Raw genomic sequence first — 22,480 nt, 5'->3', positions numbered from 1 at the left:
GGAAATCGGCTAGGCGTCGCCTCGTGTGGGCTGACAGCCTCGCCAGAGACAATATCTCAGGAGACCCGACCGCCATGGCCGATACCGCCACGACCAAACCCGGCCACGGCCGCATCTACGGCGCCATCACCGAGACCATCGGCAATACGCCCCTGGTGCGCCTGAACCGGCTGCCGAAGGAGCGCGGCGTCGATGCCGAGATCCTCTTGAAGCTCGAGTTCTTCAACCCGATCGCCAGCGTCAAGGACCGCATCGGCGTCAACATGATCGACGCGCTGGAGGCCTCCGGCAAGCTGAAGCCGGGCGGTACCCTGGTAGAGCCGACCTCCGGCAACACCGGCATCGCGCTGGCCTTCGTCGCCGCCGCACGCGGCTACCGCCTGATCCTGGTGATGCCGGAGACGATGTCCCTGGAGCGGCGCAAGATGCTCGCCTTCCTCGGCGCCGAGCTCGCGCTGACCCCCGGCCCGCAGGGCATGAAGGGCGCCATCGCCAAGGCCGAGGAACTGCTCAAGGAGATCCCCGGCGCGGTGATGCCGCAGCAGTTCGAGAATCCGGCGAACCCCGAGATCCACCGCAAGACCACCGCGGAAGAGATCTGGAACGACACCAACGGCCAGCTCGACGCCTTCGTGGCGGGCGTCGGCACCGGCGGCACCATCACCGGCGTCGGCCAGGTGCTGAAGCCCCGCCTGCCGAACCTCAAGGTCTTCGCCGTCGAGCCGGAGGATTCCCCGGTGCTGTCGGGCGGCCAGCCCGGCCCGCACAAGATCCAGGGCATCGGCGCCGGCTTCGTGCCGCCCGTACTCGACCGCTCGGTGGTGGACGACGTCATCACCGTCTCGAACCAGACGGCCTTCGAGACCGCCCGCCTGCTCGGCCGGCTGGAGGGCATCCCCGGCGGCATCTCGACGGGCGGCAACGTCGCCGCCGCCCTCGAACTCGCCGGCCGGCCGGAGTTCAAGGGCAAGCGCATCGTCACCGTCGCCTGCTCGTTCGCCGAGCGCTACATCTCCTCGGCCCTGTTCGAGGGTATCTGAGGCGAGAGGCGTCGCCGCGGAAGCCCCGATCCCCCGTCGAGGCTCCGCGGTATCGCATGTCGTTGTCCGCCAACTGGTTCTATCGTCTGCGCAGCGCCGCGCGCCGGCCGTGGCTGCGCGTCGCCCTGTTCAGCGTCGGGGGCGTCGTCGCGGCCCTGGCCTCGGCACGCCTCGCGCCGCTGATCCCGCCGGACCTCGCCGGGTCGATCGGCTCGGACGCCGTCGACCAGATCCTCACGGTGCTGGCGAGCGGCATGCTGCCGGTGGCGACCTTCTCGCTCTCGACCATGGTGCAGGCCTACGGCGCCGCGACGAGCAACGTCACCCCACGCGCCGTCACCCTGCTGATGCGCGACACCCGCGCCCAGACGGCGGTGTCGAGCTTCGTCGGGGCCTTCGTCTACAGCGTCGTCGGGCTGATCGCGCTCAAGACGGATGTCTACGGCGCGCAGGGGCGCGTCATCCTGTTCGGGCTGACGCTCGCGGTGCTGGCCCTCGTCGTCGCGACGCTGGTGCGCTGGATCGACACGCTCTCGCATCTCGGCCGCGTCGGCGAGACCGTCGACGTCATCGAGGCCGCGGCAAGCGAGGCGGTGCGGCGGCGGGCCGAGGCGCCCTATCTCGGCGGCCTGCCCTGGACGCCGCCGCCCGAGGGCGCGTCCGTGCTGCGAGCCGTCCAGACCGGGTATGTCGCCCATATCGACGCCGGGGCGCTCGACGCGCTGGCGGAGGAACGCGGCCTCACGCTCCATCTGAGCGTGCTGCCGGGCAGCTTCGTCCATCCCGGCAGGCCCCTCGTCGCCATCGACGGCAGCACCGACGAGAAGGCCCGCGCGGCCCTCGCCAAGGCCTTCGTCGTCGAGGACCGGCGCTCCTTCGACGAGGATCCCCGCTTCGGCATCATCGTCCTGTCGGAGGTCGCCTCGCGGGCCCTGTCGCCGGCGGTGAACGATCCCGGCACGGCCATCGACGTGATCGGCACGCTGGTGCGGGTCCTGGCTCTCTGGGCCGAATGCCGGGCCGAAGCGCCCGAGGCGCGAAAATATCCGCGCCTGCGCGTGCACGGAATCACCGCGCGGGAGTTGTTCGACGACGGCTTCACGCCCATCGCCCGCGACGGGGCGGCGATCGTGGAGGTCGGCATTCGGCTTCAGAAGGCCCTCGCCGCGCTCCACGCCCTCGGCGGTCCCGCGTTCCGCGAGGCGGCCCGCGAGCAGGCCGCCCTCGCCCTCGACCGGGCACGCGCGGCCATGTCCGTCAGGCAGGACGTGGCGGCCGTCGAGGCGGCGCACCGGGCGCTCGCCCATCGGGACGGAGAGGGATGATGACCGACAAGGATCGGACGGACGACGAGACGAAGCCGGGCAAGAAACCGGCGAACACCGCCCCCGACGCGGTCAAGGATCCCAGCGAGAAGACCGGCGGCAAGCCGGGGATGGGTCCGCAGGGCGAGAGGAAACCCGGCGGCGAGGCCGATCCGGGCGGCGGTTGAGCCGCCGCCCTTCGCGGGGCGCCTTACGCGCCCGAGCGCTCGAAGCGCTTGCGCTCGTTGGGGTCGAGATAGGTCTTGCGCAGGCGGATCGACTTCGGCGTGACTTCCATCAGCTCGTCGTCCTGGATCCAGGCGAGCGACTTCTCCAGGGTCATGCGGATCGGCGGCGTCAGGCGCACGGCCTCGTCCTTCGAGGTGGTGCGGATGTTGGTGAGCTTCTTGCCCTTGAGCACGTTCACCTCGAGGTCGTTCTCGCGGTTGTGCTCGCCGACGATCATGCCCTGGTACACCTTGGCGCCGGGCTCGATCATCATCGGCCCGCGATCCTCGAGGTTCCACATGGCGTAGGCCACGGCCTCGCCCTTGTCGTTCGAGATCAGCACGCCGTTGCGGCGGCCCGGCATCTCGCCCTTGTGCGGCTCGTAGGCCTTGAACAGGCGGTTCATGATCGCGGTGCCGCGGGTGTCGGTCATCAGCTCGCCCTGGTAGCCGATGAGGCCGCGGGTCGGAGCGTGGAAGACGAGGCGCAGGCGGTCGCCGCCGGAGGGACGCATCTCCAGCATCTCGCCCTTGCGCTCGGACATCTTCTGCACGACGACGCCGGAATGCTCCTCGTCGACGTCGATCACGACCTCCTCGACGGGCTCCAGCACCTCGCCGTTCTCGCCCTTCTCCAGCACCACGCGCGGACGCGAGACCGCGATCTCGAAGCCCTCGCGGCGCATGGTCTCGATCAGGATCGAGAGCTGGAGCTCGCCGCGCCCGGAGACGTAGAACGAGTCCTTGTCGGCGGCTTCCTCGATCTTGAGCGTGACGTTGCCCTCGGCCTCCTTGAACAGGCGGTCGCGGATCATGCGGCTCGTGACCTTGTCGCCCTCGGTGCCGGCAAGCGGCGAATCGTTGACGATGAAGGACATCGTCACGGTGGGCGGATCGATCGGCTGGGCCTGGATCGGCTCGTTGACTGCGGGATCGCAGAAGGTGTCGGCCACGGTGCCCTTGAGGAGGCCCGCGATGGAAACGATGTCGCCGGCTTCACCCACGTCGATCGGGGTACGCTCCAGGCCGCGGAAGGCCAGGATCTTGGAGACGCGGCCGGTCTCGACCACCTTGCCCTCGCGGTCGAGCACCTTGATCGCCTGGTTCGGCTTGACCGTGCCCGAGGCGATGCGCCCGGTGATGATGCGGCCGAGGAAGGGGTTCGCTTCGAGCAGCGTGCCCAGCATGCGGAACGGGCCGTCCTCGGTCTTGGCCTGCGGAACATGCTCGAGCACGAGATCGAAGAGCGGGGCGAGGCCCTCGGACTGGTCGCCCTCCGGCGTGGTGTTCATCCAGCCGGAGCGGCCCGAGCCGTAGAGGATCGGGAAGTCGAGCTGCTCGTCGGTGGCGTCGAGCGCCGCGAACAGGTCGAACACCTCGTTCACGACCTCGTTGATGCGCGCGTCCGGCCGGTCGACCTTGTTGATGGCCACGATCGGGCGAAGGCCGATCTTGAGCGCCTTGCCGACCACGAACTTGGTCTGCGGCATCGGGCCCTCGGCGGCGTCCACCAGCACGATCACGCCGTCGACCATAGAGAGGATGCGCTCCACCTCGCCGCCGAAATCGGCGTGGCCGGGGGTGTCGACGATATTGACGCGGGTGTCCTTCCAGACGACCGAGGTCGCCTTGGCCAGGATGGTGATGCCGCGCTCCTTCTCGAGGTCGTTCGAGTCCATCGCCCGTTCCTCGATCCGCTGGTTCTCGCGGAAGGTGCCGGACTGCTGGAGGAGCTTGTCGACGAGCGTGGTCTTGCCGTGGTCGACGTGGGCGATGATGGCGATGTTGCGCAGCTTCATGGGGTGTCCGAAGCGAATGGGAACCCGCCATGGCGCATCCGGCGCGGGAAAAGGCCGGCGCGACGGGAAGGCGCGGGTTCGAGAGTTTGCGTTGCAATAGGCGGAAGGGGCGCCCGCGGCAAGGGGCCGCCCGCCAAAGCCGTCGCGCGCGCCCTCAGGCCGTGAGGACGAGGGCGAGCGAGACCAGCGCCAGCGGCAGGGCGGCAAGCGCTGCCGGGCGCAGCCAGGCCGGGCGGTAGGACAGCAGCGCCACGGCCGGGAGCGCCCCCCCGGTCAACGCGCCGATCCACTGCACGGGGCCGAAATTCACGCCCTCGGCCGCCACCGCCGCGACGAGGGAGAGCGCGATCGCCAGCCAGCCGGCGATCCGCAGCATCCGGGCGCGGGCCTTCGGCACGCGGGCGCCGAAGGCGTCGCGGTGATGCCGGTCGAGGCTCAGCGCGAGCAGCGACAGGCCGGCGAAGCTGAGACACAGGTTCAGGGCGAGGACGAGAGGCGTCACGCGCGCAGAGCCTCCTCGCCCGGCCCGATGCGCCGCGCCCCACCCGACGCCCGAGGAGCCGAGACCCGGCGGCCCGCGCGGCCCGCCGCGAAGGCCAGGACCAGCCCGACCACGATCATGGCGGCGTCGAAGCCGAGGAAGCGCGCCCCCTCCGCGAGCACCGCCTCCCCGAGGGTGAGGGCGTCGACCACGGGAATCGCCAGGAACAGCAGCGCGGCGAACCAGAGCCCCTCGCGCCACGCCGCCGCGTGCGGGCGAAGAAGCGCCGCCAGCGCCACCAGCAGCCAGGCGGCGAAGAAGGCGCGCATCTCCCAGGCGGCGCGCTCCGCCAGATCGAGCGGGAGCAGGCGGTTCGCCAGGAAATACGCCGCGAGCCCCACCGGCATGCCGGCGACGGTGCCGACATTGAGCGCCCGGACCAGGCGCAGCCCGAAGCCGGCGCGCTCGCCCGCCTTCGGCAGCCGCGCGACGCTCCACAGCACGAGCCCCGTCGCCACCGTCGCCGTGCCGAGCACGCCGCACAGGAAGAACAACGCCCGCAGAGCCGGCCCGGCGAAATGCGCCTCGTGCAGCCCGACGAAGGCGGTGGAGGCATGCGTCACCGGCAGGGCCGTTCCCGCCGTGCCGGCAACGGCTCCCGTGCCGCCGTCGAAGGCCACCTGCGGGTGGAGATGGGCGAGGCCCTTCGGCTCCTCGAAGAACACCACCACGCGCGCGGCGGCATCGCCCGGATTCTGCACCCCGAGCCCCTCCGGCGTCTCGGGGATGCGCGCCCTCGCCTGCGCCACCATCGGCGCCAGCGGCATGAGCGTGCCCGGCCTGCCGGCGGGGGCCGCCATCGGCGTCGCCAGCCCGGCCTCCGTGAAGAACGTCAGCGCGCCGTCCGGGTAGGCGGCCTGGACGCCCCAGGGCATGTACATCGGCGCCAGGGTGACGAGGCCCGTATAGGCGATCATCAGGTGGAACGGCAGCGCCAGCACCCCGGCGACGTTGTGCGCGTCGAGCCAGCCGCGCTGGGCCGAGCGGTTCCGCCGGAAGGTGAAGAAATCGGCGAAGATCCGCCGGTGGGTGACGATGCCGCTCACCAGCGCCACCAGCATGATCGCGGCGCAGATGCCGACGATCCAGCGCCCCCAGAGCGGCGGCATGCCGAGCTCGAAATGGAAGCGGTAGAGGAAATCGCCGCCCTTGGTGGCGCGCGCGCTCTCGGGGCGTCCGGTCAGGGGATCGAGGCGGGCGTCGTGGAAGGGGCCGTCGAGGCTCTTCCACCAATACACGCCGATCACCGGATCCTCGGGCTTGGGCAGCTCGATGTACCAGCCCGCCGCGTCCGGCATTTTTTCCGTGAGGAAGGCGGCGCCGAGATCGGCGGCTCGCCCGGCGTCGGTCTCGACGCCCTGGCGCAGTTCGGGACGCATCCAGGCGGAGATATCGGAGCGGTAGTAGCTCGCCGTGCCGGTGACGAAGACAGCGAACAGGACCCAGCCGACCACGAGGCCGGACCAGGCGTGCAGCCACGCCATCGACTGCCGGAATCCCTGCCTCATGAGGCCACCGTCGGCAGCATGCGGGCGATCCAGATGCCCCCGCCAAGGAGCAGCGCGGCCCCACCGATCCGCAGCGCCGCGACCCCGAGGGAGCGGGCCGCGAACACCACGATCACGGCGGCGACCATCACGGCGAAGCTCGCGAGCGTCGCCGCCGACACCGCCTCGGAGCGGGGAAGCGGCAGGACGAGAGAAAGCAGCGCCGTCGACAGCGCGGCGACCGCGTAGCCGCCGAGCGTCGCCAGAACGACCCGCCCGGCGACGGCGGCCCGGTAGGCGGGGGATCGTCGCGCGGCCTGCGCCGGAGCCATGCCTGCCTCGTTCTGTGTCGGGAGGCCGCCGCGCGTGGCGACGGCCGGGCATCCCGATTAGCAAGGGCGCCGAGAGCCCGGCAACCGCTATGTTTCAGAACCGTTCCAACGTGGCGCCAACCACTTAGCGGTTTCCCGGCGAGCCCGGCCGGTCCTCGCGGACGCAGGGCGCGGGTGCTTCCACCTGTCGCGAAACGGGTTGACGGCGCTCCCGGACGGCGCACCCGATGGGATTGCGGCGCCTCCCCGTTTCGCGCCACAGCAGCCGCACGCCCAACCCGAGACCCGTCGTGACCCAGACCCGCCCGCCGATCCGCTTTCGCGGCCGCTCCTTCATGGCGATGGTGCTCGCCCCGAGCCTGCCCGTCGCCGACTGGCTGGACGACCTCGACGCGCTCACCCGGCGCGCGCCGGCCTTCTTCAGCGGGCGCCCGGTGCTGCTCGACGTGTCGGGGCTGGGGCTGGCGCGCACGGAGCTCGAAGGGCTCGTCGCCGATCTCGCCGCCCGCTCCGTCACCCTCCTCGGCATCGAGGGCGCCGCGCCGGAGACCCTCGGCCCCGGCCTGCCGCCGCCGCTGACGGGAGGGCGCCCGGCGGCCGATATCGCTCTGCCCGACGCGCCGGCCGTGCCCGCGCCGCCCTCGCCCGCGCGCTCGCTGGTGCTCGACCAGCCGGTGCGCTCCGGGCAATCGGTGGTGCATCTCGAGGGCGACGTCTGCGTGATGGGCGCGGTCTCCTCGGGCGCCGAGGTGATCGCGGGGGGCTCCATCCACGTCTACGGCGCGCTGCGCGGCCGGGCCATCGCCGGCGCCTCGGGGGATCCGGCCGCGCGCATCCTCTGCCGCCGCTTCGAGCCGGAACTGGTGGCCATCGACGGGCTCTACCGGACGGCCGACGACCTCGGCGAGGCGCTGCGCGGCCAGCCGGCCCAGGTGCGCCTCTTCGACGACGCGCTCAGGGTGAGCGCCGTCGACGTTTAGAGCCTCCGTCGCGAGCCCCGATCCGATGTCACAGGATCGGGTCACGGTTCGAGGAAGGTTAACCGGCCGCGTTTCGTTAACCCTCCGGTAACGATCTGCGCTCCCAATGCGGGGGTAAGGAATCGTTCACCGCCGTGACCAGCCCGTTAACATCCCCCCTCCCCCTCTCCCCGCGCGGCCGCGCCTTCAAGGCGCTGGCCCTCGCGCCGGAGGCCCCCCTCGCCGACTGGCTCGCGCGGCTCGACGCGTCGCTCACGCGCTCTCCGAGCCTGTTCGACGGCCGCGCCGTCATCCTCGACCTCGCCGCCTGGACGCCCGAGACGGACGCCCTCGCCGCGCTGGTGGCGGAGCTCTCGGGCCGCCGCATCCGCATCCTCGGCATCGAGGGCGCGGACCCGTCGGCGAACGCCGCCGGCCTGCCGCCCTTCCTCGTCGGCGGGCGGCCGGATCCCCGCTTCGTGCCGCCGCTGCCGGAGCCGCCGCCGACCTCGCTCACCATCGAGGGCTCGGTGCGCTCGGGGCGCTCCATCGTCCACCGCGACGGCGACGTCACGGTGATGGGCTCGGTCTCCTCGGGAGCGGAAGTGCTCGCGGGCGGCTCCATCCACGTCTACGGCGCGCTGCGCGGCCGGGCCATCGCCGGCGCCGCCCGCAACCCCCGCGCCCGCATCTACTGCCGCAAGTTCGAAGCCGAGCTGCTCGGCATCGATCGCCTCGTCCGCACCGCGGACGAAATCGGCCCGACCCTGCGCGGAAAACCCGCGCAGGTCTGGCTCGACGGCGGCGCCCTCAGAATGGCCAGCCTGGATTAAGGAGAGACAAGTGTCGAAGGTACTCGTCGTCACATCGGGCAAGGGCGGGGTCGGCAAGACGACCACCACGGCCGCCCTCGGAGCGGCCCTGGCCCAGGGCGGCCAGAGCGTCGTCGTCGTCGATTTCGACGTCGGCCTGCGCAATCTCGACCTCGTCATGGGCGCCGAGCGCCGGGTGGTCTACGACCTCATCAACGTGGTCAACGGCGACGCCAAGCTCCCGCAGGCGCTGATCCGCGACAAGCGCCTCGACAACCTCTCCCTGCTGCCCGCCTCGCAGACCCGCGACAAGGACGCGCTCACCGATGCCGGCGTCGCCAGGGTGATGGAAGAGCTGCGCGAGAAGTTCGACTGGGTGATCTGCGACAGCCCGGCCGGGATCGAGCGCGGCGCGACGCTCGCCATGCGCCACGCGGACGTGGCCGTGGTGGTGACGAACCCGGAGGTCTCCTCGGTGCGCGACTCGGACCGGATCATCGGGCTCCTCGACTCGAAGACGATCCGCGCCGAGAACGGCGAGAGCATCGACAAGCACCTGATCCTCACCCGCTACGACCCCGCCCGCGCCGATCGCGGCGACATGCTCAAGACCGACGACGTGCTCGAGATCCTCTCGATCCCGCTCATCGCCATCATCCCGGAGAGCCAGGAGGTCTTACGCGCCTCGAATGTCGGCTGCCCGGTGACGCTCAACAACCCGAACTGCGCGCCCGCCCGCGCCTACATGGACGCCGCCCGCCGGCTCAAGGGCGAGACCATCGCCATGAGCATCCCGAGCGACCGCAAGTCCTTGCTGGACAAGCTGTTCATGCGGAGGGCGGCATGAGTCTCCTCAGCATGTTCAGCCGCCGCAACACGGGCGCCGTCGCCCGCGACCGGCTCCAGCTCATCCTCGCGCACGAGCGCGCGGAGACCAGCCGCCCCGACCTCGTGGTGACGCTGCGCGAGGAGATCCTCGCGGTGATCGCCCGCCACGTCGCGGTGGAGCGCGACAAGGTCCGCATCACCCTCGAGCGCGGCGAGGGCGTCACCACGCTCGGCGTCGACATCGAGCTGCCGCTCGCCGCCGCGCCCAAGCGCGCCGCCTGACCCTCAGGCCGCGCGCAAGGTCAGCCGGAACAGCGGCGCCCGGTCGGGCTGGGTCGTCACCACGGCGGCCGGCATCGGCGGCGCGCCGTCGGGCATCGCGATGCGGAAGCGCGCGAGCAGCCCCGCCAGCGCCAGGGTCGCCTCGGCGAGGGCGAAGGAGGCGCCGATGCAGACGCGCGGGCCGACCCCGAAGGGCAGGTAGGCGTAGCGCGCCGGCGGCTCGGCGCCGGGCAGGAAACGGCCCGGATCGAACGCGTCGGGATCGCGCCAGAGCTTGCGGTGCCGATGGATCACCCAGGGCGCCATCAGCAGGATGTCCCCGGCCGAGATCGCGTGGCCGGCGAGGGTGTCCGGCCCCGCCGCCGCGCGCACGATGGCGAAGGCCGGCGGATACAGCCGCAGGGTCTCGTCGATCACCGCCCGCGTGAAGGTCAGGCGCGAAGCGAGCGCCCCCCTCGGGTCGCCGTCCGCATCCGCCGCGCGCGCCTCGGCCGCCGCCCGCTCCTGGCTCTCGGGATCGCGGGCGAGCAGGGTGCAGGCCCAGAGCAGGGCGACGGCGGTGGTCTCATGGCCGGCGAGCAGCATGGTCGCCACCTGATCGCGCAGCTGCTCCGGCGGAAATCCCTCGCCGGTCTCGGGATCGCGCGCGGCCCCCATCAGGTCGAGGAGGTCGCGCTCGGCCCTCGGGGCCGTCTCGGCGGCCCGCGCGGCGATGATCCGGTCGAGGAAGCGCACCCAGCGCCGGCGGAACAGGGCGCGGGGCAGGTCGAGAGGGGCCGGCACGCGCAGCGGCAGCAGCATGTCGAGCAGATGCGGCCGGCCGAGGCGCCCGCTATAGGCCACCATGAGGGCGCGCAGCTCCTCGCCGTGGCGCTCCATGCCCACCGAGAACATGGTGCGCCCGGCGATCTCCAGCGCCATCCGGTGCAGCAGCGGAAACAGGTCCACCGGCCCGGAGCGGGCCTGCGCCTCGATCTCGCGCAGCGCCGCCGCGACCGCATCGGCGATATGCGGGACGAGCTCGCCCGTGGCGCGGGGGGTGAAGGCCGGGGAGAGGGTCCGGCGCTGGTGGCGCCAGGACGCGCCCTCGCTGATGAGCAGCCCGTCCCCCAGCATGGGGCGCAGGATGCGCACAGAGGCCGGGGTGCGCACGTAGTTCGCCTGGTTGTCCATGAGGACGCGGCGGATGCCGGCCGGATCGCTGAGCGTCAGGCTGCGCCGGCCCATCAGCCGCCGCTCGATCACGAGATCCTCGTAGGCGCGGCGCGGCCAGCCGGAGACGGCGTTGGTGCGGATCGCCTTCAGGTAGGCGAAGAGCGGCAGGTCCTCGGCCGGGGCCTCGGGCACCGCCGGCACCGGGCGCGGCGAGGCGAGCCCGAGGGAGAGCGCGTCGGGCGCGGCCAGCGTCGATTCCATGGATGCTCCTCGCGGCCTTCGGTCCGCGCGGGGAGTGCCGGAAACCGGCGGTGCCTGTAAAGCCGGTGCCGCCGCATGGCTCCCGCCCTCTCCGCGCCGGATCGGTCGTCCCTGTGTCCCTGAGCAAGCCGGATCAGCCCTACACCGTCACGCCCGAGGGCCTGCGCCTCGCCGTCCGGCTGACTCCGCGCGGCGGCCGCGACGGCATCGGCGGCGTCGTGCTCGACGCGGACGGGCGCAGCCTGCTTCAGGTGCGCGTCTCGGCGCCTCCCGTCGAGGGCGCCGCCAACGCGGCGCTGATCGCGCTGCTCGCCAAGGCCCTCGGGGTGCCGAAATCGGCCCTCGCCCTCGTCTCGGGCGAGACCGCGCGGGTAAAGATCCTGCGCGTGTCCGGCGACGGGGCGGCGCTGGCCGCACGCCTCGACGCCCTGCTCAGCCCGAGATGAACAACCCGGCGATGGCCGCGCTCGTCAGGTTCGAGAGGGTGCCGCCGAGGATGGCGCGCAGGCCGTAGCGGGCGATCTCGGAGCGGCGCTCCGGCACCAGGCTCGAGAAGCTCGCGAGCTGGATCGCGATCGAGGCGAAGTTCGCGAATCCGCACAGCGCGAAGCAGAGGATCGCGCCGGTGCGCGGATCGAGGCTCCCGCCCTTGAGCACCGGCGAGACGCTGGCATAGGCGAAGAACTCGTTGAACGCGATCTTCTGGCCGATGGCGCCGCCGACGAGCGTCGCCTGCTCCCAGGGCACCCCGAGGAGCCAGGCGAGCGGCGCCAGCAGCACCCCGAGCCCGCCCTCGATGGAGGCGCCGGGAAGGCCGAGATGGCCGCCGAGCCAGCCGACGAACCCGTTCGCCAGCGCGATCAGCCCGACGAAGGCGATGAGCATCGCCCCGACGCCGGCCGCCACCGCGAGCCCCTTCTGGGTGCCGTCGGCGGCCGCCTCGATGACGTTGGCCGCCCGCGTGCCGGCGAACTCCACCCGCGTGGTCAGCACGCGGGTCGGCTCGGTGGCCGGCACCAGGATCTTGGCGTAGAGGAGCCCGCCGGGGATCGCCATGAACGAGGCCGCGATCAGGTAGTCCATGGGCACGCCGAGCGCCGCGTAGCCGGCCAGGATCGAGCCCGCCGTGGAGGACGCCCCGCTCGTCATCACCGCGAACAGCTCGGAGCCGGTGAGCAGGGGCAGGAACGGCCGCAGCGCCACCGCGATCTCGCTCTGGCCGATGAAGATCGTCACCACCGCCGAGAACGACTCGATCGGGGAGGTGCCGAGGATGCGCCGGAGCACGGCCCCGAGGGCACGCGCCAGCGCCTGCATGGCGCCGACATGGTAGAGCACGCCGATCAGCGCCGAGACGTAGAGAATCTGCGGCAGCACCCGGAAGGCGAGCACGAAGCCGCCGCTGCCGAACAGCTCGAACATCTTCGGCTCGACGAGGCCGCCGAACAGGAAGGCCGCCCCGAGATCGCCGTAGGAGAGGATCGCGCGCACGACCTCGGCCACCGCCGTCAGCGCCGCCCGCCCGGCGGGCACGAACAGGATCAGCGCGCCGATCAGGACCTGGAGCGCCAGCGCCCCGGCCACGAGGCGCGGGCGGATGGCCCGGCGGTCGGTGGAGAACAGGAACGCGACGGCGAGAAGCAGCGCGAGGCTCGCCCCCGCATGGAAAACCCGCTCGCCCATTCGCCCCGCCGACCCCGAAGACCGCTCCCCTGATGGCGCGCATGCGCGATCCGGGCCAGCGCCCGGCGCGAACCGCCTGGGGACGGCCGTCAAGCGACGGTTAAGCATGCCCGCGGGAAGGCCCGGCGGGACTCGTTGAGGTTCAGGGATCGTCAAGACGGCCGCTCGAATGTGAGCGGACGATCCCGGCGGAACCCGCGACGATGCCTGCGCTCTCCCCCCTCGCCCACGACCTGCCGTCCCAGGACGAGGACCTGTTCGATTTCTCGCAGGCCGCACCCGCCCGGTCGCATCCGAGCGTGCGCGAGATCCGGCTCCTCGCGGTTCCGGTCGCCCACGAGTCGCCCCCCGGCGCCGTGGAAACCCTTCTGCCGAAGCTGCTGCCCTGGATCGGCGCCCAGGCCGCCGCCGCCGTCATGCTCGCGGCCTGCGTCGCCCAGGCGATGCCGCAGACGACGCCGAAGCCGGAGATCGCCGGGCTGGATTTCGCGCTGCGGCTCGGCGAGGGGGCGGCCTCCTCGCCGCTGCCGGCGGGCCTCGACGACGGCTTCCGCCTGCGGCTCTCGCGGCCGGGCGCGGACTGAACCCGTCACGACGCCGTTCAGCGCTCCTCGGGAGACTTCTCCTTCGACAGGCCGGCGAACCACGCGGCATAGGGCGTGTTCGCCGCCATGCGCCGGTTGAGATCGGGGGCGCCGTCGCTCCACCACACCGGGCCGCGCTCGCCGAGCCCCCGCTTGGCCTCGTCCACCGCCCCGCGCGCCGATGCGACCGCGGCATCGTCGCCCGCCCGGCCGGCATCGCGAACGGCCCGCCGCGCCGCCATGAGGGAGCAGACGAGCCGTTCCCGCTCCTCCGGCGCGAGATCGGGCCGGGACCGGCGCCAGAGCCTGCCGCGAACCACGATGTAGCGGCCGTCCGGCGTCGCAGGCGCTGTCATTCCCGGTCCCTCGCCCCGTTTCCTCGCCACGGTCCACCTGCGCCGGGCCGACGCCGCCCTGGCAGCGGGGGCACCTTGGTGTATATCGCGCCGGTCGTGCGTTCGCCTCGCCGGAGGCGGCGCGGGACGCGAGGCTTGGGAAGGGATCACGCGTGGCTCAGGCGTTTCCGTTGCGCGGCGGCGTCGCGCTGGTCACGGGGGCCGCCGGCGGGATCGGCGCGGCGCTCTCCCTCGCCCTCGCCGGCCGGGGCTGCGCGCTGGCCCTCGTCGACCGCGACGCGGAGGGCCTGGAGCGTACGCGCGCCGGGGCCGAACGGCTCGGTGTCACGGTCAGCACCCATCCCCTCGATCTCGTGGAGGGCGACGCGATCCGGGCGCTGCCCGAGGCGGTGCTGGCGCGGCACGGACGGCTGACGCTCCTCGTCAACAATGCCGGCGTGGCGCTGGGCGGGCGCTTCTTCGAGACCGATCTCGCCGATTTCGAGTGGGTGATGGACGTCAACCTGCGCGCGGCGGTGCGCATGACCCACGCCTTCCTCCCGGCGCTGATGGCCGAGGAGACCGCCCAGATCGTCAACGTCTCGAGCCTCTACGGCATCGTCGCGCCCCCCGGACAGGCGGCCTATTGCGCCAGCAAGTTCGGCCTTCGCGGCTTCAGCGAAAGCCTGCGCCACGAGCATGCGGGCACCGGGCTCGGCGTCACCCTTGTGCATCCCGGCGGGGTCGCCACGGGGATCGCGCGCAACGCCCGGCTGTCGAAGACCCTCGACCCCGAGAAGGCCGAGCGCGCCCGCAAGGAGTTCGAGAAGCTCCTGCGCCAGAGCCCCGAGGACGCGGCGGCGGCGATCCTGCGCGCGATCGAGCGGCGGGCGCCGCGCGCCATCGTCGGCCGCGACGCCAAGGCCATCGCGCTGATCCAGCGGCTCGCGCCGGTGGGCTACTGGTCGGTGCTCGCCCGGCTCATCGGGCAGAAGCGCTGATGGCGAGCCTGCGGGCCCATCTCTACGCCTTCGCGGTCCGGCGCATGGTGCGCCCGCGCCTCGGCGACATGAGCGACCTCGCGAGCGTGCGCCGGGTCTTCGACGGGGCGAGCTTCCCCGACCCCCTCGACGTGACCTATCGGCCGGGCATCCTCGGGGGCATCTCCGGCGAATGGGTGATCCCCGCGCCCTCGGAGCGGCCGGAGACGCGCCTGTTCTACATCCACGGCGGCGGCTTCGTCGCCTGCTCGGCCAGGACCCACCGGCCGGTCACGGGCTCCTTCGCGCGGCGCGGCCTCACGGTGTTCGCGCCCGATTACCGGCTCGCGCCCGAGCATCCCTTCCCCGCCGCCATCGACGACCTCGTCGCCGCCTGGACGGAGTTCGCCGCCCTGGGCCCGGCGGCGGTGGCCGGCGACTCGGCCGGCGGCAACCTCGCCCTCGCCCTCATGCTGCGCCTGCGCGAGGCGGGCCTTCCCCTGCCGAGGGCGGCCGCGCTGTTCTCGCCGGTGACGGACCTCGTCGGCACCGGCCTCTCGCACCGGGCGAACGCCAGACGCGACGCCATGTTCGACCCGGAGGGGCTCCGGCGCCTGCGCCCGGCCTATCTCGGCCCGGCCGATCCGGCGGACCCGCTGGCCTCGCCGCTGCTCGCCGATCTCGCCGGGCTTCCCCCGCTCCTGCTGCATGTGGGCGAGCGCGAGCTGCTGCGCGACGATTCGATCCGCCTCGCGGAGAAGGCGCGGGCGGCGGGCGTCCCGGTGGAGCTGACGGTGTTTCCTGTGGTGCCGCATGCCTGGCAGTTCGCCGGCTATCGTGTGCCGGAGGCGCGCCGTTCGCTCAGCGAGGCGACGCGCTTCCTGCGGAGCCGGCTCGCCCGAGGGGACGCGTGATGACGCAGACAGCGCCGGACCCGGCCCCCCTGCCCTCGGAGACGCTGGCCGTCCTCATCGTCGGCGCCGGCTTCTCCGGCATCGCCATGGGCATCCGCTGCCTTCAGGAGGGCATCGGGCCGTTCCTGATCGTCGACAAGGGCGACGGCATCGGCGGCACCTGGCACGAGAACACCTATCCGGGGGCCGCCTGCGACATCCCCTCGCATCTCTACTCGCTCTCCTTCGCGCCGAAGAGCGACTGGTCGCGGCTCTATCCGCGCCAGCCCGAGATCGCGGCCTACCTGCGGGAGACCGTGGCGGCGAAGGGCCTCGGCCCGCATCTGCACCTCGGCACCCGCGTCGACGCGGCTGTGTGGGACGAGGCGGAAGGGCTCTGGCGCGTCGAGACCGACCGGGGACCACTGCGCGCCCGCGCCCTCGTCTCCGGCATGGGCGCCCTGCACCATCCGGCGATTCCCGCGATCCCCGGCCGCGATGATTTTGCCGGCAAAAGCTTCCACTCGGCGAGTTGGGACCACGGCTGCGATCTCAGGGGCAAGCGCATCGGCGTCATCGGCACCGGGGCCAGCGCGATCCAGTTCGTGCCGCTGATCGCCCCGGAGGCGGACCGCCTCGTGCTGTTCCAGCGCACGCCCCCCTGGGTGATGCCCAAGCACGACCGGCCCATGAGCGCGCGCGAGACGAGCGCCTTCCGCCGCCTTCCCCTGGCGCGCTGGCTCTTCCGGCAGAGGCTCTTCTGGATCCACGAACTGCGCGCGCTCCTCGGCTTCACCAAGGTCTCGAAGCTGACGGCGCAGGCGGAATCCCTCGCCCGCCACCATCTGAGGAAGGCCGTGCCGGACAAGGCGCTGCGGGACAGGCTGACGCCGCGCTACCGCCTCGGCTGCAAGCGCGTGCTCGTCTCCGACGATTATTACCCGGCGCTGACCCGCCCGAACGTCGCGCTCGAGAGCGGCGGCATCGCCCGCATCACCCCCGCCGGCATCGTCATGCAGGACGGCACGGAGCACCCCCTCGACGTGCTGATCTACGCCACCGGCTTCGACGTGGGGGCGAGCCTGTCGCGGGTGCGCACCGTGGGGCGTGGCGGGCTTGCCCTGTCGCAGGCGTGGCGCGACGGCGTGGGCGCCTTCCAGGGCATCACCGTTTCGGGCTTCCCCAACCTCTTCCTGCTGATGGGCCCGAATACCGGCCTCGGGCACAACTCGATGATCGTGATGATCGAGGCGCAGGTCGAGCACGCGATCGGCTGCCTGAAGGCCCTGCGCAAGGCCGGCGCCAAAGCGATCGAGGTCCGCCCGGAGGCGCAGGCGCGCTTCCTCGCGGAGGTTCGCGCCAAGCTGGCCGACAGCATCTGGACGACGGGCGGCTGCACGAGCTGGTATCTCGACGCGCAAGGGCGCAACACGACCTTGTGGCCGGGCTCGGTCCTCGCCTATCTGCGCGGGGCGCGCCGGCCGCGATTGCGCGACTACCGGCTCTCCTGAGGGGAGCGTATCGTCACCATATGACCGGAACGTCGGCGGCGAGTCGTCCGTTGTCGGTGGAAGCTATGCCGTAGCACTGTCCGCCTGCCGGGCCGTCCGGCGCGAGGAGGGTCCCATGAGCCTGATCGGTCGCATCGTCACCAAGATTCTCGGCAACGAGGACCGCCCCGTCGCCCGCGACGACCGCAACGCGAATTCGAGCAACCTCATCGGCCGCATCGTCACGAAGCTGCTGCGCAAGTAGCCCGTAGGAGCCGCCTCCGGCTGATCCGCCGCCCGGCATTCCCGCCGGGCGGTTTTTTTTCCGTGTCCCGCCGCGTCCGCTCGAGGCCGTCAGGCGCCTCCGAAGGCGCCTGACGGCGTCTCGGTCCTTGCGCTTTCAGAAAAAACGGAGAGCCGGAGACCGCGCCTCCTGGACAGGCCCTATTGCGCGGCGGCGGCGACCGTCGCGGCTTTCGTCAGCACCGGCGCGGCGGGCACCGTATGCTCCCAGAAGGTGCCGCCCCGGCCCTTCTCGAAGCCGGCCTGGTAGAGCCGGCGCATATAGGCGGTGTCGAATCCGGCCTGGCTCGTCGTGTTGGGCACGTCCTCGCCGATATAGGTGAGGTTGAAGCCGATGCCGCTGGCGCGGGTGAAGGCGTAGGTGGTGGCGAGCGTCGCGCGGCTGCGGGCGCGGCTCGCGGTGGTGAAGGACCGGCCGACAAGCGACAGGGTGTTGTTGGGGGCGACCGAGAATTCCGGCTCCAGCCGCCCGTTGATGACGACATAGATGTCGGCCTTGCCGCCGGCCGTGCGCAGCCGCCCGTCCTTGAGCAGAAGGGATTGCGGCAGGGTGAACACCGGCGTCACCACCGAGCCGTCCACATGCAGCTCCTGGAACTCGCGGCCCTCGGCCTGCACGTCGATGAGCTGGGGCGGGAACACCGCCGGGATGCTGGCCGAGGCGGTGAGCACGTCGCGGAACAGCGCCACGGCGTTGGGCGCGCCGCTGGCGGCGATGGCGCCCATGTTCCAGATCACCGCCCGCTGCGAGTCGAGATTGGTGGTCACGACGAGCAGGCGGCGGCCCTTGGCGTGCTCGGCGGCGACGGCGGCGAGGAAGTCCGGCGTGACGTAGCGGCCGACGAGATCGCGCAGGCGCTCGTCCCCGAACAGGCCGGAGCCGAACAGCACGTTCACGACGCTCGGGCTCTGCACCAGGGTCTCGGCGACGCCGCTGGTGTAGATCTCGGTGAGCACGCCGTCGTAATGGGGCCCGAGGAAGGCGAAGGGCGCGATCAGCGCGCCCGTGCTCACCCCGGAGACGAGGGTGAACTCGGGCCGGGCGCCGGAGGCCGACCAGCCGTTGAGGACGCCGGCCCCGTAGGCGCCGTCGCCGCCGCCGCCGGAGAGGGCGAGATAGGTGAAGCGCTGCTTGCGCGCCCCCGGCCGCCCGGCGATCTCGGTGATGGTCTCGGCGGAGGCGTCCGCGAAGACGCGCGCGCCGGGGATGTTGGCGACGCTCGCCAGCGCGGCCTCGCCGGCGGTGTAGGGAATGCGCGGTATCGACGAGCAGGCGGCCAGCGGCGCCCCCACGGACAGCGCGAGCAGCGCCCTCATCCACCGCGGTCGGGACGACGTCGTCATGGCGAGAGGTTCCGCTGCGCGTGTTCGGTGAACGGATGACGGCGGTCGAACGAGCTTGGCCATAGTAGCGTTCCCTCCCCCGTCCCGCAATCGCGCCGCCGGGCACGGGTGATGCATGGGCGCCACAGCCACCGCCTTCGCGTGCCTCCGCGAGGCCGCTCGCGGGCCGCTTTCCCGATCACGGTGGAAAAGCGCGCGCCCCCGAGCGGGGCACCGATTCGTCGACTCTTGCGTCTGCCGCGAGCCCTCCTGTAGGGTCTCGCCTGCCGATCGGGGCAGATCTCCCCGGCGGCGGCCGCGACCGGCGGCGCGTAACGGACGGTTTCAAGACGTACGGAGTGTGTGCCGCTGGCTCCTCGAAGGGCCGGATGACGCGCGCTCGGCCGGATGGCCAGTCGAAGGGGGACGAGCATGGAAGCGGGCTTGAGCTGGACCGACGAGCGCGTCGAGCTGCTGCGCCGCCTGTGGGAAGAGGGCCAGAGCGCGAGCAAGATCGCCGCGCAGCTCGGCGGCGTCACCCGCAACGCGGTCATCGGCAAGGTCCACCGCCTCGGCATGGGCGGCCGCATCAAGGCCGGCTCGGACGCTCCGGGCGCCCGCAAGAAAGGCGCCCTCGAGACGCTGCCGGAGGCCGATGCCGTGGTGATCGAGGCCGCCGTGGAGGCCGCCGAGCCGGCGCCCCCGCCGGTGCAGCGCCCGGCGCCGGAGTTCCCGATGCCGGCGGCCGCTCCCGAGCCCGTGGCGCTCGCCGTCTCCGAACGGGTCACGATCATGGAGCTGCGCGAGTCCATGTGCCGCTGGCCCATGGGCGACCCGACGACGCCGGAGTTCCGCTTCTGCGGCGCCCGCGCCATCACCGGCCTGCCCTATTGCACCCACCACGCCCAGATCGCCTACCAGCCCGCCGCCGAGCGCAAGCGCGACCGCCGGGTGGCCGGCTTCCGCTGAGCGGAGCGCAGTCTTGAAGCCAAAGGGCCCGCGCGAGCGGGCCTTTTTTCTTGGACGGCACGAGGAGCACGGCGAGTGACGAATTCCATCGTCACGGAGCGCATCAAGCTGGGCGCGGCCGCGCTCAACACTTTGGCGACGGCATCCGTCACAGTCGGCGTCCTCGCGCCGGCCGCAGCGGCCTTCTATGGCCTCAGCGCCCCGACGGCACCTGCCTGGGAACTGGCCCTCGGTGCCGCTGTTTGGGTTTCGTTCGCCGGCGGGCTACATTATGGAGCCCAACGGCTTCTCGGGAGATTGCCGCCATGATCTCCGCCCAGACCTATATGTTGTTCGTCGCACCATTCGTGATGGGACTGGGCGGCCTCGTGATCTACGCCATCACCGCGCATCTCACCCGCCCGCGTCACCACACCCCGGCCGAATAGGGGCCGACCGCCCCGCGAGCGCGGACCGACGCCGCTACTCACCCAGCTCGAAGGTCTCGTCGAAGGCGTAGCCGGAGCCGCGCACGGTGCGGATCGGGTCGGGCTGGCGCGGGCGGTTGATGGCCTTGCGCAGGCGGCCGACATGCACGTCGACGGTGCGCTCGTCGATATAGACGTCGTGACCCCAGACCCCGTCGAGGAGCTGCTCGCGGGAGAAGACCCGGCCGGGGCTCTGCATCAGGAATTCGAGCAGCTTGAACTCGGTGGGGCCGAGATGCAGCTCGCGCCCGTCGCGGCGGATGCGGTGGCTCAGCCGGTCGAGCTCGATGTCGCCGGCGACGAGCAGGTTGGCCACATGCGCGGGCTTGGCCCGGCGCAGCAGCGAGCGCACGCGGGCGAGCAGCTCCGGCACCGAGAACGGCTTGACGATGTAGTCGTCGGCCCCCGTGCCGAGGCCGCGCACCCGGTCCGCCTCCTCGCCGCGCGCGGTGAGCATGATGACCGGCAGCCGCTCGGTCTCGCGGCGGGCGCGGATGCGCCGGCACAGCTCGATGCCGGAGAGGCCGGGCAGCATCCAGTCGAGGAGGACGAGGTCCGGCACCTGCTCCTGGAGCTTCAGCTCGGCCTCGTCGCCGCGCACGGCGCAATCGACGGAGAAGCCTTCCGCTTCGAGGTTGTAGCGCAGCAGAAGCGTGAGGGCTTCCTCGTCCTCGACGATCAGGATGTGCGTGCTCATCGGGCCTCAATACCAAGTCTCACGGGTCGTGACCCGTGAGGTTCGGCGGGCGGCCGCCGCCCCGCGGCCGCGCGGTCGATCGACGACGGGCGTCCTCGTCGCCGATCGGTATCGGACTTGCGTGCTGATTAAGGAGCCGCCGGCTGCGGCGCCACGGTGGCGTAGTTGGAGGCGTCGTTCTTCGGGCGCTCGCCGGCCAGGTTCTCGCCGGTGACGAGGTAGTGGATGGTCTCGGCGATGTTGGTGGTGTGGTCGCCGATGCGCTCGACGTTCTTGGCGCAGAACAGGAGATGCGTGCAGAACGAGATATTGCGCGGGTCTTCCATCATGTAGGTCAGGAGCTCGCGGAAGAGCGAGTTGTAGAGCGCGTCGATCGCCCCGTCGCGCTCCCAGACGTCGTAGGCGGCCTGGGTGTTCCGGCTCGCATAGGCGTCGAGAACGTCCTTGAGCTGCTCCTGCACGAGGTCGCTCATGTGCTGGACGCCGAGCACGATCTTCTGCGGCTGCGGCTCGTCGATGATCGCGACCACGCGCTTGGCGACGTTCTTGGCGAGGTCGCCGATGCGCTCGAGATCGCCGGAGACGCGGATCGCCGAGATGGTCTCGCGCAGGTCGATGGCCAGCGGCTGGCGGCGGGCGATGAGCAGCACCGCGCGCTCCTCGATCTCGCGCTGGAGCGCGTCGAGCCGCTTGTCGGCGGCGATGACGGCCTGGGCGAGGACGGCGTCGCGGCGCACGAGGGCGTCGCCCGCATCGGTCATCATCTTCTCGGCGATGCCGCCCATCTCGGAGATCGAGCGGCGCAGGCTTTCGAGGTCGTTGTCGTAGGAGGTGACGATGTGGTCGGGCATGGTCCGGTCCTCGCTCCGCTCTTCCGGGATCAGCCGAAGCGGCCGGTGATGTAGTCCTGGGTCTGGGACTTGGTCGGGTTCATGAAGATCCGCGTCGTCGGCCCGAACTCGACCAGCTCGCCGAGATACATGAACGCCGTGAACTGCGAGATGCGCGCGGCCTGCTGCATGTTGTGCGTCACGATCGCGATGGTGAACTCGCTGCGCAGCTGCTCGATCAGCTCCTCGATGCGGCCGGTGGAGATCGGGTCGAGGGCCGAGGTCGGCTCGTCGAACAGGATCACTTCGGGACGCTGCGCCACGGTGCGGGCGATGCAGAGGCGCTGCTGCTGGCCGCCGGAGAGGCCCATGCCGGACTGCTTGAGCTTGTCCTTCACCTCGTCCCAGAGCGCCGACTTGCGAAGGCTCTCCTCGACGCGGACGTCGAGCTCGGCCTTGGGCAGGCGCTCGTAGAGCCGCAGGCCGAAGGCGACGTTGTCGTAGATCGACATCGGGAAGGGCGTCGGCTTCTGGAACACCATCCCGACCTTGGAGCGCAGCTCGTTGAGATCGACCCTGGAGTCGAGCACGTTGCGGCCGTCGAGCATGATCTGCCCCTCGGCCCGCTGCTCGGGATAGAGGCTGTAGATGCGGTTGAAGGTGCGCAGCAGCGTCGACTTCCCGCAGCCGGACGGCCCGATCAGCGCCGTGACCTGGCGGTCGTGGAAGTTGAGGTTGACGTTCTTCAGGCCGTGGAAGTTGCCGTAGTAGAAGTTCAGGTCCTTGACGGCGATGCGCACGGGGGCGCCCTCGTCGGCCTGATGGCGCCCGGTGAGCTGGGCGGAGGTGATTCCGGAAGCGGCGTTCATCGCGTGGCGTCCTTCGAGAGGGGAATGGGG

At 71.8% G+C, this 22,480-nt stretch carries 27 protein-coding genes; 16 read left to right on the top strand and 11 right to left on the bottom strand.

Translation table 11 applies throughout. The features are described from left to right. The first annotated feature begins 74 nt into the window (after positions 1-74). From cysK to ACP56T_RS04795, 3 genes are read left to right on the top strand one after another with little or no spacing between them, the layout of a single operon-like run. Positions 75-1,040 carry a cysteine synthase A gene (cysK, locus tag ACP56T_RS04805; protein WP_430910984.1) on the top strand — a complete coding sequence of 322 codons (966 nt, stop codon included), beginning with the start codon at positions 75-77 and terminating at the stop codon, positions 1,038-1,040. A 56-nt stretch (positions 1,041-1,096) separates the two neighbouring features. Then, positions 1,097-2,365 carry a DUF2254 domain-containing protein gene (locus ACP56T_RS04800; protein ID WP_430910983.1) on the top strand — a complete coding sequence of 423 codons (1,269 nt, stop codon included), beginning with the start codon at positions 1,097-1,099 and terminating at the stop codon, positions 2,363-2,365. Next, on the top strand, positions 2,365-2,532 hold the full coding sequence (locus ACP56T_RS04795; protein ID WP_430910982.1) for a hypothetical protein: 168 nt from the start codon (positions 2,365-2,367) through the stop codon (positions 2,530-2,532). The genes ACP56T_RS04800 and ACP56T_RS04795 overlap by 1 nt, the downstream gene beginning before the upstream one ends. A 23-nt stretch (positions 2,533-2,555) precedes the next feature. Here ACP56T_RS04795 and typA read toward each other — a convergent pair whose 3' ends face one another. From typA to ACP56T_RS04775, 4 genes are all read right to left on the bottom strand, one after another. Further along, positions 2,556-4,370, bottom strand: a complete 1,815-nt coding sequence (gene typA, locus ACP56T_RS04790; RefSeq protein WP_430910981.1) for a translational GTPase TypA — start codon at positions 4,368-4,370, stop codon at positions 2,556-2,558. Between the two features lie 154 nt (positions 4,371-4,524). After that, complete coding sequence (locus tag ACP56T_RS04785) at positions 4,525-4,872, bottom strand: DUF3325 domain-containing protein (RefSeq protein WP_430910980.1); 348 nt, start codon at positions 4,870-4,872, stop codon at positions 4,525-4,527. After that, positions 4,869-6,419, bottom strand: coding sequence for a PepSY-associated TM helix domain-containing protein (locus ACP56T_RS04780; RefSeq protein ID WP_430910979.1), 1,551 nt, complete (start codon positions 6,417-6,419; stop codon positions 4,869-4,871). The genes ACP56T_RS04785 and ACP56T_RS04780 overlap by 4 nt, the downstream gene beginning before the upstream one ends. Continuing rightward, positions 6,416-6,730, bottom strand: a complete 315-nt coding sequence (locus ACP56T_RS04775; RefSeq protein ID WP_430910978.1) for an iron transporter — start codon at positions 6,728-6,730, stop codon at positions 6,416-6,418. Before ACP56T_RS04775 ends, ACP56T_RS04780 begins: the two co-directional genes overlap by 4 nt. A 290-nt stretch (positions 6,731-7,020) precedes the next feature. Here ACP56T_RS04775 and minC (ACP56T_RS04770) point away from each other — a divergent pair, with 290 nt between their 5' ends. From minC (ACP56T_RS04770) to minE, 4 genes are all read left to right on the top strand, one after another. After that, positions 7,021-7,710: a septum site-determining protein MinC gene (gene minC, locus ACP56T_RS04770; RefSeq protein WP_430910977.1), complete on the top strand. Its 690-nt coding sequence runs from the start codon at positions 7,021-7,023 to the stop codon at positions 7,708-7,710. A 134-nt stretch (positions 7,711-7,844) separates the two neighbouring features. After that, positions 7,845-8,522: a septum site-determining protein MinC gene (minC, locus tag ACP56T_RS04765; protein ID WP_430910976.1), complete on the top strand. Its 678-nt coding sequence runs from the start codon at positions 7,845-7,847 to the stop codon at positions 8,520-8,522. 10 nt (positions 8,523-8,532) lie between these two features. Beyond that, positions 8,533-9,348 (top strand): septum site-determining protein MinD, encoded by an 816-nt coding sequence (minD, locus tag ACP56T_RS04760; RefSeq protein WP_430910975.1) that lies wholly within the window; start codon positions 8,533-8,535, stop codon positions 9,346-9,348. Continuing rightward, a complete protein-coding gene (minE, locus tag ACP56T_RS04755) occupies positions 9,345-9,611 on the top strand; it encodes a cell division topological specificity factor MinE (protein ID WP_430910974.1) in 267 nt (88 codons plus the stop codon). Before minD ends, minE begins: the two co-directional genes overlap by 4 nt. A gap of 3 nt (positions 9,612-9,614) precedes the next feature. Here minE and ACP56T_RS04750 read toward each other — a convergent pair whose 3' ends face one another. Further along, positions 9,615-11,027 carry a cytochrome P450 gene (locus ACP56T_RS04750; RefSeq protein ID WP_430910973.1) on the bottom strand — a complete coding sequence of 471 codons (1,413 nt, stop codon included), beginning with the start codon at positions 11,025-11,027 and terminating at the stop codon, positions 9,615-9,617. A 113-nt stretch (positions 11,028-11,140) separates the two neighbouring features. On the opposite strand from ACP56T_RS04750, the gene ACP56T_RS04745 reads away from it, so the two are divergent. After that, positions 11,141-11,473, top strand: a complete 333-nt coding sequence (locus tag ACP56T_RS04745; RefSeq protein ID WP_430910972.1) for a DUF167 family protein — start codon at positions 11,141-11,143, stop codon at positions 11,471-11,473. Here ACP56T_RS04745 and ACP56T_RS04740 read toward each other — a convergent pair. Further along, positions 11,460-12,710, bottom strand: coding sequence for a NupC/NupG family nucleoside CNT transporter (locus tag ACP56T_RS04740; RefSeq protein ID WP_430910971.1), 1,251 nt, complete (start codon positions 12,708-12,710; stop codon positions 11,460-11,462). The two genes, ACP56T_RS04745 and ACP56T_RS04740, sit on opposite strands and share 14 nt — an antisense overlap. A 203-nt stretch (positions 12,711-12,913) precedes the next feature. On the opposite strand from ACP56T_RS04740, the gene ACP56T_RS04735 reads away from it, so the two are divergent. Next, positions 12,914-13,294 carry a hypothetical protein gene (locus tag ACP56T_RS04735; protein WP_430910970.1) on the top strand — a complete coding sequence of 127 codons (381 nt, stop codon included), beginning with the start codon at positions 12,914-12,916 and terminating at the stop codon, positions 13,292-13,294. A gap of 17 nt (positions 13,295-13,311) precedes the next feature. On the opposite strand, the gene ACP56T_RS04730 is transcribed toward ACP56T_RS04735, so the two are convergent. Beyond that, the gene (locus ACP56T_RS04730) at positions 13,312-13,650 is read right to left on the bottom strand and encodes a hypothetical protein (protein ID WP_430910969.1); all 339 of its coding nucleotides are present in this window, start codon (positions 13,648-13,650) and stop codon (positions 13,312-13,314) included. A gap of 152 nt (positions 13,651-13,802) precedes the next feature. Between ACP56T_RS04730 and ACP56T_RS04725 the strand changes: the two genes are divergently transcribed. The 4 genes from ACP56T_RS04725 to ACP56T_RS04710 all read left to right on the top strand — a co-directional run bounded on the left by ACP56T_RS04725 (position 13,803) and on the right by ACP56T_RS04710 (position 17,257). Next, complete coding sequence (locus tag ACP56T_RS04725) at positions 13,803-14,630, top strand: SDR family NAD(P)-dependent oxidoreductase (protein ID WP_430910968.1); 828 nt, start codon at positions 13,803-13,805, stop codon at positions 14,628-14,630. Continuing rightward, positions 14,630-15,523, top strand: coding sequence for an alpha/beta hydrolase (locus tag ACP56T_RS04720; RefSeq protein ID WP_430910967.1), 894 nt, complete (start codon positions 14,630-14,632; stop codon positions 15,521-15,523). Before ACP56T_RS04725 ends, ACP56T_RS04720 begins: the two co-directional genes overlap by 1 nt. Continuing rightward, positions 15,523-17,013, top strand: coding sequence for a flavin-containing monooxygenase (locus ACP56T_RS04715; RefSeq protein ID WP_430910966.1), 1,491 nt, complete (start codon positions 15,523-15,525; stop codon positions 17,011-17,013). The genes ACP56T_RS04720 and ACP56T_RS04715 overlap by 1 nt, the downstream gene beginning before the upstream one ends. Before the next feature lie 115 nt (positions 17,014-17,128). Next, the gene (locus tag ACP56T_RS04710; RefSeq protein ID WP_430910965.1) at positions 17,129-17,257 is read left to right on the top strand and encodes a TFIIS helical bundle-like domain containing protein; all 129 of its coding nucleotides are present in this window, start codon (positions 17,129-17,131) and stop codon (positions 17,255-17,257) included. A 179-nt stretch (positions 17,258-17,436) separates the two neighbouring features. Here ACP56T_RS04710 and ACP56T_RS04705 read toward each other — a convergent pair whose 3' ends face one another. Continuing rightward, positions 17,437-18,639, bottom strand: coding sequence for a patatin-like phospholipase family protein (locus ACP56T_RS04705; protein WP_430910964.1), 1,203 nt, complete (start codon positions 18,637-18,639; stop codon positions 17,437-17,439). A 411-nt stretch (positions 18,640-19,050) separates the two neighbouring features. Here ACP56T_RS04705 and ACP56T_RS04700 point away from each other — a divergent pair, with 411 nt between their 5' ends. The 3 genes from ACP56T_RS04700 (at position 19,051) to ACP56T_RS04690 (ending at position 20,015) form a co-directional block, all read left to right on the top strand. After that, complete coding sequence (locus tag ACP56T_RS04700; protein WP_430910963.1) at positions 19,051-19,587, top strand: GcrA family cell cycle regulator; 537 nt, start codon at positions 19,051-19,053, stop codon at positions 19,585-19,587. Between the two features lie 75 nt (positions 19,588-19,662). Then, positions 19,663-19,896: a hypothetical protein gene (locus tag ACP56T_RS04695; protein WP_430910962.1), complete on the top strand. Its 234-nt coding sequence runs from the start codon at positions 19,663-19,665 to the stop codon at positions 19,894-19,896. Beyond that, complete coding sequence (locus ACP56T_RS04690; protein ID WP_430910961.1) at positions 19,893-20,015, top strand: hypothetical protein; 123 nt, start codon at positions 19,893-19,895, stop codon at positions 20,013-20,015. The genes ACP56T_RS04695 and ACP56T_RS04690 overlap by 4 nt, the downstream gene beginning before the upstream one ends. A 34-nt stretch (positions 20,016-20,049) precedes the next feature. Here the strand turns inward: ACP56T_RS04690 and phoB are convergent, their stop codons facing one another. The 3 genes from phoB to pstB form a co-directional block, all read right to left on the bottom strand. Beyond that, the gene (gene phoB, locus ACP56T_RS04685) at positions 20,050-20,751 is read right to left on the bottom strand and encodes a phosphate regulon transcriptional regulator PhoB (RefSeq protein WP_430910960.1); all 702 of its coding nucleotides are present in this window, start codon (positions 20,749-20,751) and stop codon (positions 20,050-20,052) included. A gap of 128 nt (positions 20,752-20,879) precedes the next feature. Then, complete coding sequence (gene phoU, locus ACP56T_RS04680; RefSeq protein WP_430910959.1) at positions 20,880-21,602, bottom strand: phosphate signaling complex protein PhoU; 723 nt, start codon at positions 21,600-21,602, stop codon at positions 20,880-20,882. Between the two features lie 29 nt (positions 21,603-21,631). Next, complete coding sequence (gene pstB / locus ACP56T_RS04675; RefSeq protein WP_430910958.1) at positions 21,632-22,450, bottom strand: phosphate ABC transporter ATP-binding protein PstB; 819 nt, start codon at positions 22,448-22,450, stop codon at positions 21,632-21,634. Positions 22,451-22,480: the final 30 nt, after the last annotated feature.

Source organism: Methylobacterium endophyticum (assembly GCF_050591105.1).
Lineage (GTDB): Bacteria > Pseudomonadota > Alphaproteobacteria > Rhizobiales > Beijerinckiaceae > Methylobacterium.
Note: the sequence above shows the minus strand (reverse complement) of the source record. Positions and strands in the feature narration are given on the sequence as shown.

What these genes read in the sequence shown, in the direction of transcription:
- ACP56T_RS04690 (WP_430910961.1), top strand. Translation starts at nt 19,893, where the DNA reads ATGATCTCCGCCCAGACCTATATGTTGTTCGTCGCACCATTCGTGATG.
- ACP56T_RS04715 (WP_430910966.1), top strand. Translation starts at nt 15,523, where the DNA reads ATGACGCAGACAGCGCCGGACCCGGCCCCCCTGCCCTCGGAGACGCTG.
- typA (WP_430910981.1), bottom strand. Translation starts at nt 4,370, where the DNA reads ATGAAGCTGCGCAACATCGCCATCATCGCCCACGTCGACCACGGCAAG.
- ACP56T_RS04780 (WP_430910979.1), bottom strand. Translation starts at nt 6,419, where the DNA reads ATGAGGCAGGGATTCCGGCAGTCGATGGCGTGGCTGCACGCCTGGTCC.
- cysK (WP_430910984.1), top strand. Translation starts at nt 75, where the DNA reads ATGGCCGATACCGCCACGACCAAACCCGGCCACGGCCGCATCTACGGC.
- ACP56T_RS04775 (WP_430910978.1), bottom strand. Translation starts at nt 6,730, where the DNA reads ATGGCTCCGGCGCAGGCCGCGCGACGATCCCCCGCCTACCGGGCCGCC.
- ACP56T_RS04720 (WP_430910967.1), top strand. Translation starts at nt 14,630, where the DNA reads ATGGCGAGCCTGCGGGCCCATCTCTACGCCTTCGCGGTCCGGCGCATG.
- ACP56T_RS04705 (WP_430910964.1), bottom strand. Translation starts at nt 18,639, where the DNA reads ATGACGACGTCGTCCCGACCGCGGTGGATGAGGGCGCTGCTCGCGCTG.
- ACP56T_RS04710 (WP_430910965.1), top strand. Translation starts at nt 17,129, where the DNA reads ATGAGCCTGATCGGTCGCATCGTCACCAAGATTCTCGGCAACGAGGAC.
- ACP56T_RS04730 (WP_430910969.1), bottom strand. Translation starts at nt 13,650, where the DNA reads ATGACAGCGCCTGCGACGCCGGACGGCCGCTACATCGTGGTTCGCGGC.
- ACP56T_RS04740 (WP_430910971.1), bottom strand. Translation starts at nt 12,710, where the DNA reads ATGGGCGAGCGGGTTTTCCATGCGGGGGCGAGCCTCGCGCTGCTTCTC.
- ACP56T_RS04750 (WP_430910973.1), bottom strand. Translation starts at nt 11,027, where the DNA reads ATGGAATCGACGCTGGCCGCGCCCGACGCGCTCTCCCTCGGGCTCGCC.
- ACP56T_RS04735 (WP_430910970.1), top strand. Translation starts at nt 12,914, where the DNA reads ATGCCTGCGCTCTCCCCCCTCGCCCACGACCTGCCGTCCCAGGACGAG.
- pstB (WP_430910958.1), bottom strand. Translation starts at nt 22,450, where the DNA reads ATGAACGCCGCTTCCGGAATCACCTCCGCCCAGCTCACCGGGCGCCAT.
- ACP56T_RS04795 (WP_430910982.1), top strand. Translation starts at nt 2,365, where the DNA reads ATGACCGACAAGGATCGGACGGACGACGAGACGAAGCCGGGCAAGAAA.
- minE (WP_430910974.1), top strand. Translation starts at nt 9,345, where the DNA reads ATGAGTCTCCTCAGCATGTTCAGCCGCCGCAACACGGGCGCCGTCGCC.
- ACP56T_RS04800 (WP_430910983.1), top strand. Translation starts at nt 1,097, where the DNA reads ATGTCGTTGTCCGCCAACTGGTTCTATCGTCTGCGCAGCGCCGCGCGC.
- phoB (WP_430910960.1), bottom strand. Translation starts at nt 20,751, where the DNA reads ATGAGCACGCACATCCTGATCGTCGAGGACGAGGAAGCCCTCACGCTT.
- phoU (WP_430910959.1), bottom strand. Translation starts at nt 21,602, where the DNA reads ATGCCCGACCACATCGTCACCTCCTACGACAACGACCTCGAAAGCCTG.
- ACP56T_RS04700 (WP_430910963.1), top strand. Translation starts at nt 19,051, where the DNA reads ATGGAAGCGGGCTTGAGCTGGACCGACGAGCGCGTCGAGCTGCTGCGC.